This is a genomic window from Pseudomonas abietaniphila (assembly GCF_900100795.1).
In the GTDB taxonomy this organism is placed as follows: Bacteria; Pseudomonadota; Gammaproteobacteria; order Pseudomonadales; family Pseudomonadaceae; genus Aquipseudomonas; species Aquipseudomonas abietaniphila.
In genome coordinates, this window is sequence record NZ_FNCO01000018.1 from 74,286 (window position 1) to 90,162 (window position 15,877).

16 protein-coding genes are annotated in these 15,877 nt (G+C 59.9%); 12 read left to right on the top strand and 4 right to left on the bottom strand.

Annotated features, from left to right (window positions below; genetic code table 11):
* Nucleotides 1–2: 2 nt before the first annotated feature.
* Nucleotides 3–680 carry a dual specificity protein phosphatase family protein gene (locus BLS87_RS27065; RefSeq protein ID WP_074757632.1) on the bottom strand — a complete coding sequence of 226 codons (678 nt, stop codon included), beginning with the start codon at nucleotides 678–680 and terminating at the stop codon, nucleotides 3–5.
* Between the two features lie 211 nt (nucleotides 681–891).
* Here BLS87_RS27065 and BLS87_RS27070 point away from each other — a divergent pair, with 211 nt between their 5' ends.
* From BLS87_RS27070 to BLS87_RS27080, 3 genes are all read left to right on the top strand, one after another.
* Nucleotides 892–1,950 carry a PA0069 family radical SAM protein gene (locus tag BLS87_RS27070; protein ID WP_074757510.1) on the top strand — a complete coding sequence of 353 codons (1,059 nt, stop codon included), beginning with the start codon at nucleotides 892–894 and terminating at the stop codon, nucleotides 1,948–1,950.
* A 361-nt stretch (nucleotides 1,951–2,311) separates the two neighbouring features.
* Nucleotides 2,312–3,040: a carbonic anhydrase gene (locus tag BLS87_RS27075; RefSeq protein WP_074757512.1), complete on the top strand. Its 729-nt coding sequence runs from the start codon at nucleotides 2,312–2,314 to the stop codon at nucleotides 3,038–3,040.
* Between the two features lie 140 nt (nucleotides 3,041–3,180).
* Complete coding sequence (locus tag BLS87_RS27080; protein WP_074757514.1) at nucleotides 3,181–4,710, top strand: SulP family inorganic anion transporter; 1,530 nt, start codon at nucleotides 3,181–3,183, stop codon at nucleotides 4,708–4,710.
* A gap of 135 nt (nucleotides 4,711–4,845) precedes the next feature.
* On the opposite strand, the gene BLS87_RS27085 is transcribed toward BLS87_RS27080, so the two are convergent.
* Entirely contained in the window at nucleotides 4,846–5,496 is a 651-nt protein-coding gene (locus tag BLS87_RS27085; RefSeq protein WP_074757516.1) for a hypothetical protein, read from the bottom strand.
* Nucleotides 5,497–5,914: 418 nt separating this feature from the next.
* Between BLS87_RS27085 and coxB the strand changes: the two genes are divergently transcribed.
* The 4 genes from coxB (at nucleotide 5,915) to BLS87_RS27105 (ending at nucleotide 10,297) form a co-directional block, all read left to right on the top strand.
* On the top strand, nucleotides 5,915–7,042 hold the full coding sequence (coxB, locus tag BLS87_RS27090) for a cytochrome c oxidase subunit II (RefSeq protein ID WP_074757519.1): 1,128 nt from the start codon (nucleotides 5,915–5,917) through the stop codon (nucleotides 7,040–7,042).
* 178 nt (nucleotides 7,043–7,220) lie between these two features.
* Nucleotides 7,221–8,807, top strand: a complete 1,587-nt coding sequence (gene ctaD / locus BLS87_RS27095; protein ID WP_074757521.1) for a cytochrome c oxidase subunit I — start codon at nucleotides 7,221–7,223, stop codon at nucleotides 8,805–8,807.
* 14 nt (nucleotides 8,808–8,821) lie between these two features.
* Nucleotides 8,822–9,385, top strand: a complete 564-nt coding sequence (locus BLS87_RS27100; protein ID WP_074757523.1) for a cytochrome c oxidase assembly protein — start codon at nucleotides 8,822–8,824, stop codon at nucleotides 9,383–9,385.
* Between the two features lie 27 nt (nucleotides 9,386–9,412).
* Nucleotides 9,413–10,297 carry a cytochrome c oxidase subunit 3 gene (locus BLS87_RS27105; RefSeq protein WP_074757525.1) on the top strand — a complete coding sequence of 295 codons (885 nt, stop codon included), beginning with the start codon at nucleotides 9,413–9,415 and terminating at the stop codon, nucleotides 10,295–10,297.
* 193 nt (nucleotides 10,298–10,490) lie between these two features.
* On the opposite strand, the gene BLS87_RS27110 is transcribed toward BLS87_RS27105, so the two are convergent.
* On the bottom strand, nucleotides 10,491–10,694 hold the full coding sequence (locus BLS87_RS27110; RefSeq protein WP_074757527.1) for a twin transmembrane helix small protein: 204 nt from the start codon (nucleotides 10,692–10,694) through the stop codon (nucleotides 10,491–10,493).
* Between the two features lie 71 nt (nucleotides 10,695–10,765).
* Between BLS87_RS27110 and BLS87_RS27115 the strand changes: the two genes are divergently transcribed.
* From BLS87_RS27115 to BLS87_RS27135, 5 genes are all read left to right on the top strand, one after another.
* Complete coding sequence (locus BLS87_RS27115; protein ID WP_074757529.1) at nucleotides 10,766–11,542, top strand: SURF1 family protein; 777 nt, start codon at nucleotides 10,766–10,768, stop codon at nucleotides 11,540–11,542.
* Nucleotides 11,508–12,101, top strand: coding sequence for a hypothetical protein (locus BLS87_RS27120; RefSeq protein ID WP_074757531.1), 594 nt, complete (start codon nucleotides 11,508–11,510; stop codon nucleotides 12,099–12,101). Before BLS87_RS27115 ends, BLS87_RS27120 begins: the two co-directional genes overlap by 35 nt.
* A gap of 10 nt (nucleotides 12,102–12,111) precedes the next feature.
* The gene (locus BLS87_RS27125; RefSeq protein ID WP_074757533.1) at nucleotides 12,112–13,167 is read left to right on the top strand and encodes a COX15/CtaA family protein; all 1,056 of its coding nucleotides are present in this window, start codon (nucleotides 12,112–12,114) and stop codon (nucleotides 13,165–13,167) included.
* 204 nt (nucleotides 13,168–13,371) lie between these two features.
* On the top strand, nucleotides 13,372–14,271 hold the full coding sequence (cyoE, locus tag BLS87_RS27130) for a heme o synthase (protein ID WP_074757535.1): 900 nt from the start codon (nucleotides 13,372–13,374) through the stop codon (nucleotides 14,269–14,271).
* Nucleotides 14,268–14,900, top strand: a complete 633-nt coding sequence (locus tag BLS87_RS27135) for an SCO family protein (RefSeq protein WP_074757537.1) — start codon at nucleotides 14,268–14,270, stop codon at nucleotides 14,898–14,900. Before cyoE ends, BLS87_RS27135 begins: the two co-directional genes overlap by 4 nt.
* 179 nt (nucleotides 14,901–15,079) lie before the next feature.
* Here the strand turns inward: BLS87_RS27135 and BLS87_RS27140 are convergent, their stop codons facing one another.
* Complete coding sequence (locus tag BLS87_RS27140; protein WP_074757539.1) at nucleotides 15,080–15,853, bottom strand: MetQ/NlpA family ABC transporter substrate-binding protein; 774 nt, start codon at nucleotides 15,851–15,853, stop codon at nucleotides 15,080–15,082.
* Nucleotides 15,854–15,877 lie beyond the last annotated feature (24 nt).

Consider the following 15,877-nt stretch of genomic DNA (forward strand, 5'->3'; position numbering starts at 1 on the left):
CCTCATAACCGCCACAGAATCGTCTGCACACCCACCACATCGGTCTTCTGAAACCAGCCTTTGATCGCGCAACGGGCAAACGCGCTGGTGCTGCAGGCGCCGCTGTTGAGCGCTGTCTTAAGGGCATCCACATCGACCTTGCTGATGTAATCGATGCCGTGCTTGAGGTTGTCTTCGTCGCCATAGCCGCCGTGCTCCATTTCATCGAGCGCTGCCTGTTTGCTCCAGCCTTGCACGACAATTCGATACATCGCCGCCACCAGCCCGGTACGGTCCAGACCGTGCTTGCAATGAATCAGCACCGGTCCGTTTTGCTGCGCCGTCTGTATCGCGCGCAGGCTTTCAATCATGTCGGCATCGTCGACGTGCACCGTTTGCAGTGGGATCTGTACCTGCGAAATCGAGGGGTCCGACAACCACTTTTGGTCGCTTTCCTTGATGAAGTTCACGACCGTGTGCACGCCGAGCTGTTCGATCAATGGCTGCGCAGAGGCGTCAGGTTGGCGACTGCGGTACAGCATCGGCGTGATGCGAAAAAGGTTGTAGTGAGGGTCGATCGGCTGCGCCCACTCGCTCGGTCGTGTGGTTGGCATGGACGGTGAGTCGCCGGCTTGGGAAACCTCAGAGAGAGAAAGCGCCAACAGGCTGGCAACCAGCGGGGCAAGGAAGCGAATGCGCATCGAAAACATACCGTGCGAATGAAGCATGAAGAGGTGCGGCAAGTCTCTGTCGTGCAGGGTCAAGGCGGTGTCAGGCGCGTGTAAAAACTTCGTTGAACGGGCGAGTTGCCTGCGTGCCACTTATCAGCGGACTGAAGTTTTTGCAGCGTGAGCGTGGAGAGCGTCGAACTTCCGCGGTACTGTATGTATAAACAGTAATGGGAAAGCTCGCATGTCCACCTTACTTCCCCCGCGCGGTCGCGGCACCGCCACCAATCCGCACAATCGCTTTGCGCCCAATCGCTCGGTGGTGGAGGACGACGGCTGGTATCAGGAAGTGCCCGTCACCCAAGGCACCACCGTCACGCTGGAAACCGCCAAAAGCATCATCGCGCGCAATTCCTCGCCGGACATCCCTTTCGATCGCTCGATCAATCCTTACCGTGGGTGTGAGCACGGTTGCATCTACTGCTATGCGCGGCCCAGTCACGCTTATTGGGACATGTCGCCGGGGCTGGATTTCGAGACGAAGCTGATCGCCAAAACAAACGCGGCGGCGTTGCTGGAGCAGCAATTGTCCAAGCCGGGCTACAGCGTTGCGCCGATCACGCTGGGTGCCAACACCGACCCGTATCAACCCATCGAGCGCGAATACAAGATCACACGCGCCACCCTGGAAGTGCTGCTGCGCTACCGTCATCCGGTCACGATCATCACCAAAGGCTCGTTGATTCTGCGCGATCTGGACCTGTTGGCTGAATTGGCAAAGCAGCGGCTGGTCTCGGTGTTCATCAGCCTGACATCACTGGACGACGAGCTCAAACGCATTCTCGAACCGCGAGCGGCGGCGCCCAAGGCCCGATTGCGGGCGATCAGGGTGCTGCGTGACGCCGGTGTGCCCGTGGGCGTGCTCCTTGCGCCGATGATTCCCATGATCAACGACATGGAGCTTGAAAAATTGATGAGCGAAGCCAAGGCCGCGGGTGCCTTGAGTGCGAGCTATGTGATGTTGCGGCTGCCGCTGGAGGTCGCGCCGCTGTTCGAGGAATGGCTGCAGGCACACTATCCGCAGCGCGCCGAGCACGTGATGAGCCTGGTCCGTCAGAGTCGTGGCGGCCAGGTGTACGACAGCCGCTTCGGTTCGCGAATGCGCGGCGAAGGAGTATTCGCAGAGCTGCTGGCACAGCGCTACAGTATTGCGGTGAAGAAACTGGGCCTGAACCGACGCGACAGTTTCCAGCTCGATTGCGAGGCGTTTTGTCCACCGGGCGGGCAGATGTCGCTGTTGTGACTCGCGTGGCGTCTTACCTGTATTGCGCTTGATCTGAGGAGCGTGGCTTGTCCCGCGATCTGCGGCTAAGCGGTAGTCAATGCGGTTAGCCTGTCAGAAACTGTGAGCAGGTTTACGACGGGGGCCCGCCGTTCGCGGGACAAGCCACGCTTCTACAGACTTGCTGCGATTAAGGTTTTCTTAAGCAAGACCCGCAGGCTAGAGCGATGCATTCAGTTTCAATTAAGTTTTGGCCGTTAGGGTAACTGCAAGTGACCGGCTGGTCGCGTGCAAAGGGAATTGTCCGTAATGCCAGAAAAAAGTGGGTCGTCCACCGGGAAACACGGGAATATCCACTTCAATCCGACAGTGAGGATCAGAGATGAGTAACCAGGATAAGTCGCAGTCGGCCGCCTCGACAGGCGCTTCGACTACAGAGTCCGCCGATGTAGCGCTGCAGCACATCGTTGATGGCTTCAAGCATTTCCGCCATGACGTCTTCCCGCAGCAGGAAGAGCTGTTCAAGAAACTCGCGACCGCACAGCATCCAAAAGCGATGTTCATTACCTGTGCCGATTCGCGCATCGTTCCTGAGCTCATCACCCAAAGCTCGCCGGGCGATCTTTTCGTGACGCGTAACGTGGGCAACGTCGTACCGCCTTACGGGCCGATGAACGGCGGCGTCTCAACCGCCATCGAGTACGCGGTGCTGGCTCTGGGTGTGCAGCACATCATCATTTGCGGACATTCCGATTGCGGCGCCATGCGTGCGGTACTCAACCCGGACACCCTGGAAAAAATGCCGACGGTAAAAGCCTGGCTGCGTCATGCCGAAGTCGCCAAGACCGTGGTGCAGGACAACTGCAGCTGCACCGGCGAGCACGAAACCATGCACGTGCTGACCGAGGAAAACGTCATCGCGCAGCTGCGCCATCTGCAGACGCATCCTTCGGTGGCATCGAAGATCGCCGCCGGCCAGTTGTTCATTCATGGCTGGGTGTACGACATCGAGACCAGTGAAATCCGCGCCTACGATGCCGAACAAGGGACATTCCTGGCCCTCGATGGCGAACACTCCATTCCAATGGCGACGCCTCGAAAGCGCTATTGACGATCAGCGACTGATCACACCCAAGAGCCTGTGAATCCACTTCACAACTGACGGTTCGAACCTCATTCAAGCTCGTAGCGGCCGCGCTTTGCGCGTGCCGTCGGGCGTTGTCACGTCTGAAGATTTACCGGAGAGTCGTCATGGCTACTACAGATCTCAAATCCTTGTTACCACGGGAGCTGCTGGCTTCCGTGGTGGTGTTTCTTGTGGCGCTGCCACTGTGCATGGGTATCGCCATCGCGTCGGGCATGCCGCCCGCCAAAGGCCTGATCACCGGCATCATCGGTGGCCTGGTGGTCGGCTGGCTTGCGGGCTCGCCGTTGCAGGTCAGCGGTCCGGCGGCAGGTCTTGCGGTGTTGGTGTTCGAGCTGGTTCGTGAGCATGGGATGGCGATGCTCGGCCCAATTTTGCTGTTGGCCGGCATGCTGCAACTGCTCGCGGGCCGCTTCAAACTCGGCTGCTGGTTTCGCGTGACGGCGCCCGCCGTGGTCTACGGGATGCTCGCCGGGATTGGCGTTTTAATCGTGCTTTCCCAGGCCCATGTGATGTTCGACAGCGGGCCCAAGCCTTCCGGGCTGGATAACCTGATCGCCTTCCCGCAGACCCTGTTGGGCGCAGTCGGCCCGGGCAGCGGAATGCAAGCGGGTTTGCTGGGTCTGGGCACCATCGCGGTGATGTGGTTATGGGAGAAGCGGCGGCCCCATGCGTTGCGTTTTGTGCCGGGTGCGCTGCTGGGCGTGGGCATCGCCACGGCGGTGAGTCTGTTCATGAGCTTGCAGGTCAAGCGCGTCGAAGTGCCGGCCAACCTTGCTGAAGCGATCGACTGGCTGCGCCCTGCCGACCTGCTGAACCTGGCGGACCCTGCGATCCTGATCGCGGCCATTGCCGTGGCGTTCATTGCCAGCGCCGAGACGCTGCTGTCCGCCGCGGCGGTGGATCGCATGCATGACGGCCAGCGTTCGGATTTCGACAAGGAACTGAGCGCTCAGGGCGTCGGCAACATGCTCTGCGGTCTGGTCGGCGCGCTGCCAATGACCGGCGTGATCGTGCGCAGCTCGGCCAACGTGCAGGCCGGTGCGAAGACGCGTCTCTCGGCGATGTTTCACGGCCTTTGGCTGTTGGCGTTCGTGTTGCTGCTGTCCAGCGTGCTGCAGAGCATTCCGGTGGCGAGTCTGGCGGGCGTGCTGGTGTACACCGGTTTCAAACTGGTGGACCTCAAGGCGCTCCGAGGTCTGGGTCGTTATGGCCGCATGCCGATGTTCATCTACGGCGCGACAGCGTCGGCGATCATCCTCACGGATCTGTTGACGGGCGTATTGATTGGCTTCGGTCTGACACTGGTGAAGCTGGCGCTGAATGCGTCGCGTCTGAAGATCAACCTGGTGGATCTGGAGGCCGAGGGGGAGATGGAGTTGCGTCTGAACGGCGCTGCGACGTTCCTCAAGGTTCCGGCGTTGACGCAGGCGCTGGGGGCTGTGCCGCCTGGCACCACGCTGCACGTACCGCTGAGCAACCTCAGTTACATCGACCATTCCTGCCTTGAGTTGCTGGAGGAATGGGGTCGCGCCAATGCCGCGCAAGGCTCGCGCTTGTTACTGGAGCAGCGTTTGCTCAAGCGGCGCGTCGAAGGACGGATCCGGACGTCAATTGGCGGCGCGGCGTTGCATTGATAATCCCGGCTTTTACCTGACCTTGTAGGAGCGCGCTTGCCCGCGAAGCGACATGACAGCCGACAAATGTATGTCGACTGTACTGGCCTCTTCGCGGGCAAGCGCGTTCCTACAACGGCGGCTGAGTCGAAGTCATCAATCCTTCGCGCATTCCATCTCAAGCCCCACCCCTAGCTGGCGAGACAAGCTAGGCCAGCGCTTCCATGCCGCTTCGGTATCCGGGCTGGCGAGTTGGTCGCGGTAGGCTTCTACCGATTCCAGCGAGAAACTGTCCTCGTCCAGCAATTCATCAATGGCGTGATGCACCACTTCATCGAGCTGGTTGGCAAAGTCCTCGCCGATCAACTGATGCGCGATGACGCTGGCGACGGTGGTGTTCACCGGGATCAGCGGCTGACCGAAATGCACGATGTACAGGTCGTTGACCTCTTCCACCAGACGATGGGCCAGGTAGGCTTCGTCGAGCAGGCCGTCGAGACCTTCATGACCGGCCATGATCGCCGGCGGCGCGATGAAAAACTGCTCGGCAATTTTCAGCACGGGTTTGATCTGGCTGTCGATCCCGGCTTGCAGCGCGACGTCGTGGGCGGCGTCCAGCAAATCCGGAACCTGCTCGATGTAGGCGATCACAAAACGCGCCAGTACACCTCTGGCATCGACATCGGGCAAATGGATGGCAGGGTGCAAATGGGGAAGTTGCAATTCGAGTTGGCGCAATAACTGACCGGTCTGGGTCTCGTGTTCCTGTGCTCGTTTGATCTGCTCGCGCAACGCGGCGGTGTTCATGGATGCTCCATAAGGCAATAAAACCAGGCAGTCATTATAGGGAAGTCATACGTTAGCTTGCTTATCAACTGCGCTAAGACGTAATTGTCATAACCATTTCATGGTTATGTGCATCCGCTATTAAAAGGCCACTTTTTGCCGTTTCAGGCCGTTTTTTTTCAGTAAATGCGCGTGCGTATAGCTGGGTTTCGCGGATTCTCCAGCGCATTGCGGACGCATTGCCCGTGTCTATACTCGGATTTGTGATGAGTTGGCTGATGAAACTGGAATGTGACGCAGGCTTGGCCCCGGTCCTCTAGCTGCTTACTTGACCGCTCCCTCGCCCGCACAGGCATTTGTGAAGACATTGCGCACGGCATTGTCTTCACCCGCCTGAAATGACTGCCGGCAGATAAGAAGAACAAGAGGGGAACCCGCAATGATGCGACATCCACATGTCTGGATGGGCCTCCTGTTGTGGTCGATATTCGGTCAGGCACATGCCGCCTGGACCACGAATATGGCACCTGGAGCGACCGAGGTAAGTCACGAAGTTTTCGACCTGCACATGACCATTTTCTGGATATGTGTGGTGATCGGGATCATCGTGTTCGGCGCGATGTTCTGGTCGATGATCGTACATCGGCGCTCAACCGGGCAGGTTGCCGCCAAATTCCATGAAAGCACCACGGTGGAAATTCTCTGGACCGTCGTGCCTTTGTTGATTCTGGTCGTCATGGCAATCCCTGCGACCAAGACCCTGATCCAAATGTACGACAACACTGAATCGGGTCTGGATATCCAGATCACCGGTTACCAGTGGAAGTGGCAGTACAAATACCTGGGTCAGGACGTCGAGTTCTTCAGCAACCTGGCCACTCCGGCCGATCAGATTCACAACAAGGAAGCCAAAGGCGAGCACTACCTGCTTGAGGTGGATCAGCCGTTGGTGGTGCCTGTGGGTGTGAAAATCCGCTTTCTGGTGACCGCCGCCGACGTCATTCACTCCTGGTGGGTGCCTGCATTCGCGGTCAAGCGCGACGCCATTCCCGGGTTCGTCAATGAGGCCTGGACCCGGATCGAAAAGCCCGGGATCTATCGCGGCCAGTGTACGGAGCTGTGTGGCAAGGATCACGGCTTCATGCCGATCGTGGTCGAGGCCAAGACGCAGGCCGATTACGACACCTGGCTGGCCGAGCGCAAGGCTGAATCCGCGAAGCTCAAGGAGCTGACCAGCAAGGAATGGACGCTTGAAGAGCTGGTTGCCCAAGGCGACAAGGTCTACCACACGGCCTGTGTGGCCTGTCACCAGGCCGAAGGTCAGGGCCTGCCACCGATGTTCCCGGCGCTCAAAGGCTCAAAAACCGTGTTGGGCCCGAAAGAAGAACACCTCGCCACCGTATTCAACGGCCGAGCGGGCACAGCGATGGCCGCGTTCGGCAAGCAGCTGTCGGAAGTCGATATCGCCGCCGTCGTCACCTACGAACGCAATGCGTGGGGCAACAACAAGGGCGACATGGTGACCCCGAAAGACGTGCTGGCGCTGAAACAGGCGGCCGCGAAATGAACGCAATGAAACAAGTACGCCGGGAAACCTGTGGGAGCGAATTCATTCGCGAGAGGGCGTTACATCTCACACATATCAATCGGCTGTACCACAGCATCGCGAATGAATTCGCTCCCACAGGGGTGTGTATCTCCACCGGATTCAGAGCTTGGCGCGAGATTTGCGCAGGAGACAGGACATGAGTGCAGTGATTGACGACCATGGCCACGAGGGCCATGCGCATGGTCCGGCCAAGGGCCTGATGCGTTGGGTGCTGACCACCAACCACAAGGACATCGGCACGCTGTACCTGTGGTTCAGCTTCTGCATGTTCCTGCTCGGCGGCTCGTTCGCCATGGTGATCCGTGCCGAACTGTTCCAACCCGGTCTGCAGATTGTGGAGCCTGCGTTCTTCAACCAGATGACCACCATGCACGGCCTGGTGATGGTGTTCGGTGCGGTGATGCCGGCTTTCGTCGGGTTGGCCAACTGGATGATCCCGCTGATGATCGGCGCGCCGGACATGGCGTTGCCGCGCATGAACAACTTCAGTTTCTGGCTCCTGCCTGCGGCGTTCCTGCTGCTGGTCTCGACCTTGTTCACACCGGGCGGCGGACCCAACTTCGGCTGGACGTTCTACGCCCCGCTCTCCACCACGTATGCGCCGGAAAGCGTCACCTACTTCATCTTCGCCATTCACCTGATGGGGATCAGCTCGATCATGGGGGCGATCAACGTCGTCGCCACTATCCTAAATCTCCGCGCGCCCGGCATGACCCTGATGAAAATGCCGCTGTTCGTCTGGACCTGGCTGATCACGGCGTTCCTGCTGATCGCGGTGATGCCGGTGCTCGCCGGGTGCGTGACCATGATGCTGATGGACATTCACTTTCACACCAGCTTCTTCAGCGCGGCGGGTGGCGGTGACCCGGTGTTGTTCCAGCATGTGTTCTGGTTCTTCGGGCATCCCGAGGTGTACATCATGATCCTGCCGGCATTCGGCGCGGTCAGTTCGATCATTCCTGCGTTCTCGCGCAAGCCGCTGTTTGGCTACACCTCGATGGTCTACGCAACGGCGAGCATCGCGTTCCTATCGTTTATCGTGTGGGCGCACCACATGTTCGTGGTCGGCATCCCGCTGGTGGGCGAATTGTTCTTCATGTACGCGACCATGCTGATCGCCGTGCCGACCGGCGTGAAGGTGTTCAACTGGGTCAGCACCATGTGGCAGGGCGAACTCACGTTCGAGACGCCGATGCTGTTTGCCGTGGCCTTCGTGATCCTGTTCACCATCGGCGGGTTCTCCGGGCTGATGCTGGCGATTGCGCCAGCCGACTTCCAGTACCAGGACACCTACTTCGTCGTCGCGCATTTCCATTATGTGCTGGTGCCGGGTGCGATCTTCGGCATCTTCGCGTCGGCCTATTACTGGCTGCCGAAATGGACCGGCCACATGTACGACGAAACCCTGGGCAAGCTGCATTTCTGGCTGTCCTTCATCGGCATGAACATGGCGTTCTTCCCGATGCACTTTGTGGGATTGGCCGGGATGCCGCGTCGGGTTCCGGACTACAACCTGCAGTTCGCCGACTTCAACATGGTCTCTTCGATTGGCGCGTTCACCTTCGGCGCTACGCAGATCTTCTTCCTGTTCATCGTGATCAAGACTATCCGTGGCGGCCCGCCAGCCCCGGCCAAACCCTGGGACGGTGCCGAAGGGCTGGAGTGGACGGTGCCTTCGCCTGCGCCGTATCACACCTTCGTGACCCCGCCGGAAGTGAAGTGAGAGAGCGAAGAGAGATGAGCGATACACCGCGTCCGAACAAGCCACTCGTTACCCGCCTGCTCATTTTGGTGGTGGCGATGTTCGCGTTCGGTTTCGCGCTGGTGCCCTTGTACGACGTGATGTGCAAAGCGCTGGGCATCAACGGCAAGACCGGGGATCAGTACACACAGACTCAACAGGTCGATGACAGCCGTCAGGTGCGGGTCCAGTTTCTGGCCACCAACAATGCCGACATGACGTGGGGTTTCTTTCCCAAGGCCCAAGAGCTGACGGTGCACCCTGGGGCCGTCAGCGAAATGCTCTTCGTGGCTCAGAACCCGACCGACAAGCCGATGACGGCGCAGGCAATCCCGAGCATCTCGCCCAGCACCGCCGCCGTGTATTTCCACAAGACCGAATGCTTCTGCTTCACCCAGCAAATGCTGCAACCGGGCGAGCGCATCGAAATGCCGGTGCGCTTCATCGTTGACCGCGACCTGCCCAAGGATGTGAAACACCTGACGCTTGCTTACACGCTGTTCGATATCACCGCTCGCATGCCGCCGGTTATCCGCCCCGTTGCGGCATCAGGCGGTTAGGCCGATAAGGCCGAGGAGATTCAGAAGATGGCAACGCATGAGCATTATTACGTCCCGGCGCAGAGCAAATGGCCGATCATCGCCACGGTTGGCATGTTCATCACCATGTACGGGCTGGGCACCTGGTTCATCGACATGAAGGCGGGCCGTGAATCCCACGGCCCGATTTTCTTCGCGATTGGCGGCCTGATAGTGGCCTACATCATGTTTGGCTGGTTCGGCACGGTGATCAAGGAAAGCCGAGCGGGGCTGTACAGCGCTCAGATGGACAGGTCATTCCGCTGGGGCATGAGCTGGTTCATCTTTTCGGAAGTGATGTTTTTCGTGGCGTTCTTCGGCGCCTTGTTTTACGTGCGCAACATTACCGGGCCTGCGTTAGGTGGCGAAGGTCCGAAGGGCATTGCGCACATGCTGTGGCCGAACTTTCAGTACGTCTGGCCGCTGTTGCACACGCCCGATCCGACACTGTTTCCGCCACCCAAGGAGATCATCGACCCTTGGCATTTGCCGCTGATCAACACGGTGTTGCTGGTCAGCTCGAGCGTCACGGTGACCATCGCTCACCACGCGTTGAAGAAAGGGCATCGGGGGGCGCTGAAACTCTGGCTGGCACTGACCGTCTTGCTGGGCCTCGCGTTTTTGATGCTGCAAGCCATGGAGTATCACGAGGCGTACACCGAGCTGGGCCTGACCTTGGGATCGGGCATCTATGGCGCGACCTTCTTCATGCTCACGGGTTTTCACGGCGCCCACGTGACCATCGGCACGATCATTTTGTTTGTGATGTTGATGCGGATCCTGCGCGGCCATTTCGATGCCGAGCATCAGTTCGGTTTCGAGGCCGCGAGCTGGTATTGGCACTTTGTGGACGTGGTGTGGGTGGGATTGTTCGTTTTTGTGTATGTCTTGTGATCGCCGGAAAGTTGGCCTCCCGGAAGCCTGTAGGAGCGTGGCTTGTCCCGCGATCTGCCGCGAAGCGGTAGCGAATCCGGTAAACGCGGTCAGCCTGTGATACCGAGTATGCAGGTTTTACGACGGGTCCCGTCGGACGCGACCCCGGCGCGATCGCGGGACAAGCCGCGCTCCTAGAGAGAACGGTGTTGGGTTACCAAGGTGTGTGATAAACCAGCTGCCCGCTGAAATACCCATAGGCAATCAACGCCAGGGTAATGGCGGCGCAGGTCACGCGCACGGTCAGGGCTTTGACCAGGCGCGTGGATGACGCGTCGTCCTTGACCAGAAAGAACAGGCCGCTGAACAGACTGATCACCGTGGCGATGAGCATAAAAACAATGGCCGCTTTGAGCATCGGTTAACTCCGGGAGCAAACGCTATGCAAAGGAGTATAGGTGGGGCGCGTCAGCAGGCGCGGGAAGCGTAATGAAGCGCTTTCAGCCCGGCATTGCCCCAACGCTGGTGGTGCTCCTGTTGCTGCCTGTGCTGATTTACCTGGGCTTCTGGCAGCTGGGACGCGGTGAAGAAAAACGCCTCATGCTCGCCAACTACGCCGAGCGTCGTGCAGCGCCGCCGATGTCGGCCCAATTGTTGCCCTCCACTGCCGATCCCGCCTACCGACGTGTGCAACTGCGCGGCAGCTTCGACGCCGAACACAGCCTGCTGCTGGACAACAGCACCCGCGAGGGCAAGGCCGGTGTTGAGCTGATACAGCCTTTCCATGATCAATCGAGCGGTGTGTGGTTGATGGTCAATCGCGGCTGGCTGCCCTGGCCGGACCGTCGCACGCCTCCTGTTTTCGAGACGCCGACGCAATCGCTGAATCTGGACGCGTGGGTCTACGTATCGCCCGGCGCGACCTTCCAGCTGCATCCCGATGCGCAGAACGGCAGTTGGCCGAAATTGGTCACGGCGATCGATCCCGCCAAGGTCTGGCCTGAACTGAATCGCGAAGGCTTCGCCCATGAACTGCGTCTGGAGGCAGGGCCGGCGGCGTATCGCGCCGACTGGCCGGTCGTTGCGATGGGGCCTGAAAAGCACCTGGGTTACGCCGTGCAATGGTTCGCCATGGCCACCGCGCTGGTCGGGCTTTATCTGTATCTGGGTTTCAACACGACCCGAAATACCAAGCGCACAGACACGCACAATAAAAAGAAGGAGAAACCGCATGGGAACCGCGATGAATCCAGCCAGCATGTCTGAAACCCGTCCGCCGAGAAGCCGGCGTCGCGGTCGTCTTCAGCTGATCCTGGTGTTGCTGGTGGCGCTAGGGCCGATGGTTCTTGCCACCACCATGTACAAATTCAAGTTCTGGGTGCCGGACAGCCGCAGCTTTCATGGCGAACTGATCGGCAATGGCGAAAGCCGCACCGAACTGGGTGTGCAGTCCGACGAGAAGCGCTGGCAACTGCTGGTCACGGCGCCCAATCAGTGCGACGCCGACTGCCAGCAACTGGTGTATCTGGCGCGGCAGATCCAGATCGGCCTGGGCCGGGATGCTTCTCGGGCCAGCCATGCGCTGACCACCGCCCAGCCGCTGAACCCTGAATACGACGCCAGGCTCACCCGCGAATACCCGCAGTTGCAGCGCTATCCGCTGGACCTCAAGCGCTACCACCGAATGGCGCCGGGTGTGGAGTTGCCCCAACTCTGGATCGTTGACCCGCACGGCAACCTGGTGTTGCGCTATGGCGCGGAGGTCAACGGCAAGGACCTGCTCAACGACCTGCGCCAACTGCTGAAACTGTCGAACATCGGCTAAGGGGGTCATGATGACCAGACCCGGATTTCGTCTCGCACTGTGTGCAACCTTGTTGGCGCTGGTGGTTGTGCTCCTCGGCGCCTACACGCGACTGACCCATGCCGGCCTCGGCTGTCCCGACTGGCCGGGCTGCTATGGCTTTATCAGCGTGCCCAAGACCGAGGCGCAACTGGCCCATGCCGAACTGCGCTTCCCGGATGCGCCCGTGGAGGAACACAAAGGCCGCAACGAGATGGTGCATCGTTATTTCGCCGGCGGCCTGGCGTTGATGATCATGATGCTGGGTGTTCAGGCCTGGCACCGTCGGCACCTCTCCGATCAACCGGTCGGCCTGCCGCTGTTGCTGGTGGGGGTGGTCTTCGCCCAAGCGGCCTTCGGTATGTGGACGGTGACGCTCAAGTTGTGGCCTCAGGTGGTGACCGCCCATTTGCTGGGCGGTATCACGACGTTAAGTCTTTTGTTCTTGCTGACGGCCCGGCTGAGTGGTGTGTTCACGCCTATGCCACAGGTGAGTCCGCGCTTGCGGCGTCTGGCGGCGGTCGGTCTGGTGCTGGTGGTGGTGCAGATTGCGCTGGGCGGTTGGGTCAGTTCCAACTATGCGGCGATGGCCTGCACCGACCTGCCCACGTGTCAGGGGCAATGGTGGCCCGACGCTGATTTTGCCAACGGCTTTCATCTGACCCAGCACATCGGCCCCAATTACTTGGGCGGCAAGCTCGACAGCACGGCGCGGACCGCGATTCACCTGACCCATCGCATCGGCGCACTGCTGGTGACGTTTTCTTTGCTGATGCTCGCCTGGCAGCTGCGGCGTGCCGGGCTCAAGGGTTTGGCAGGGTTGTTAACGGTGGCGCTGGGTCTGCAGATTGCGTTGGGTGTGAGCAACGTGCTGTTCCATCTTCCGCTGGCCGTAGCCGTCGCGCACAACGCAGGCGGTGCGGCGCTGATGCTGACCATGACCCTCATCAATTACCGAGTCAGGCCGGCATTCGCCGTTTCACGCAGGCACGCACCGAGCTTCTGGCAACACGCGCATGTGCTGCTGCATCTGGGGCCGCATCGTTGAACGACGGACTGTCGACGCTCTCTTGTAGGAGCGTGGCTTGTCCCGCGATCTGTCGCGAAGCGGCAGTAAATACGGTAAATGCGGTGAGTCTGTCACACCGGGTGAGCAGGGTTGACGACGGGGCTCGTCGGACGGGACCCCGGCGCGGTCGTGGGACAAGCCACGCTCCTACATCGTTCGCGTAGTTTCGACAGGAGGAAACACATGACAACCGCAACCGGCGAGCAGCATCGCCAGGCGCTGTGGCGGGACTATCTGGAGCTGACCAAGCCCAAGGTCCTGGTGCTGATGCTGATCACGTCGCTAGTGGGCATGTTCCTCGCCACCCGTGCCGGCGTGCCGTGGGCGGTGCTGCTGTTCGGCAATCTGGGGATCATGCTGTGTGCCGGCGGCGCGGCGGTGGTCAATCATGTGGTCGACCGACGCATTGATGCCTTGATGGCCCGCACGCACAGACGGCCCATCGCCGAAGGGCGTGTTTCACCTGCTGCCGCCCTCACCTTCGCCGCTCTGTTGGCGATCGTCGGTCAGGCGTTGCTGCTGACGTTCACCAACCCGCTGGCCGCCTGGCTGACCCTTGCCTCGCTGCTCGGCTACGCCGTGATCTACACCGGCTTTTTAAAGCGTGCGACACCGCAGAACATCGTTATCGGCGGGCTGGCGGGTGCTGCGCCGCCGCTGCTCGGCTGGGTCGCCGTCACGGGGCACGTCAGCGCCGAGCCCTTGCTTCTGGTGCTGATCATCTTCGCCTGGACGCCGCCGCATTTTTGGGCGCTGGCCATCCATCGAAAAGAGGAATACGCCAAGGCCGACATCCCGATGCTGCCGGTCACGCACGGCGAGCGTTATACCAAGCTGCACATCGTGCTCTACACCTGCGTGTTGCTGGCCGTGAGCCTGATGCCGTTCGTGATCAAGATGAGTGGCATGCTTTACCTGATCTGCGCTGGCCTACTGGGGATTCGCTTTCTGCATTGGGCTCTGGTGTTGTACCGTGGCAGCCGGCCGCACGCCGCGATCCACACCTTCAAGTACTCGATCTGGTACTTGCTGCTGCTGTTCATCGCGCTGCTCGTAGATCACTACCTAGTGTTGAATTTATGACCCGAACGCAAAAGACCGTCTTTATTCTCGTGGCCATCGTAGCGGTGGTGTTGGGCCTTACCGTTAACCGTGTGCTGTCGGGCAAGGGTCAGGGCGACCAGACTGCGCTGATCGACGCGGGTGTGATTCTGTTGCCGCAAAGCCGCAATGTGCCAGATCTGAAAATGGTCGACCAGGACGGCCAGCCGGTGTCGCTGGGCTCGTTGAAGGACAAATGGACGCTGCTGTTCTTTGGCTACACCTTCTGCCCGGACATCTGCCCGACCACCCTCGCCCAGCTGCGTCAGATCAAGAGTGAGCTGCCGAAAGAAACCGTCGACAAACTGCGTATCGTGCTGGTCAGCGTCGATCCCAACCGCGATACCCCGCAGCAGCTCAAAACGTATCTGGGTTACTTCGACAAACAGTTCGTGGGCCTGACCGCGCCGGTGGACAGCATCCAGAAACTGGCCAATGCGGTGAGCATTCCGTTTATTCCAGCCGACACCAGCAAGCCCAATTACACGGTCGACCACAGCGGCAACCTCGCCCTCCTCGGTCCGGACGGCACCCAACGCGGTTTCATCCGCGCGCCGCTGAACAACCAGAAGCTGATCGCGCAGTTGCCGGGGTTGGTTGAAAGGAAGTAATGGGGGATTGTTCGCTACACATGGTGTGGCAGATGCCAGACCTGTTTTGATCGTTCCCACGCTCCGCGTGGGCATGCATCTCGTGACGCTCCGCGTCACAGTGGACGCAGAGCGGCCTGATCGGCATTCCCACGCGGAGCGTGGGAATGATCAGTCAAAGCGGTGTCGCGAGGTTCTGATCAGAACGCCGGAACCACCGCCCCTTTGTACTTCTCAAGAATGAACGCTTTGGTTTCCGGGCTGTGCAGCGCGGCAACCAGTTTCTGGATGGCCGGCGAATCCTTGTTGTCTTCGCGGGTGACCAGGATGTTCGCGTACGGCGACTCCTGGCCTTCGATGACCAGCGCGTCCTTGGTCGGATCAAGCTTGGCGGTCAGCGCGTAGTTGGTGTTGATCAGCGCCAGGTCCACCTGAGTCAGCACGCGTGGCAGCGTGGCCGCTTCCAGCTCGCGGAATTTCAGCGCTTTCGGGTTCTGCTGCACATCGCTTGGCTTGGCAGTGATGCTGTTCGGGTCTTTCAGGGTGATCAGGCCGGCCTTGACCAGCAGCAGGAGTGCGCGGCCTTCGTTGGTGGCGTCGTTCGGCAGCGCGACGGTCGCACCATCAGGCAGGTCGGCGAGGTTCTTGATCTTGTCCGAGTAGGCACCGAAAGGCTCGACATGAACCTTGGCCACGCTCACCAGATGTGTGCCTTTGCCCTTGTTGAACTCATCCAGGTACGGCTGGTGCTGGAAGAAGTTAGCGTCCATGCGCTTCTGATCGACCTGCACGTTTGGCTGAATGTAGTCGTTGAAGACCTTTACGTTCAGCGTCACGCCTTCTTTGGCCAGCGTCGGTTTGACGAATTCGAGAATCTCGGCGTGCGGCACCGCGGTGGCGGCAACGGTCAGGGTTTCATCGGCGTGGGCGGAAAAGGCAGCCACGGCAGCGAATACGGCCAACAGTTTTTTCATGGGTTCTACTCCTTGAAATGCGCG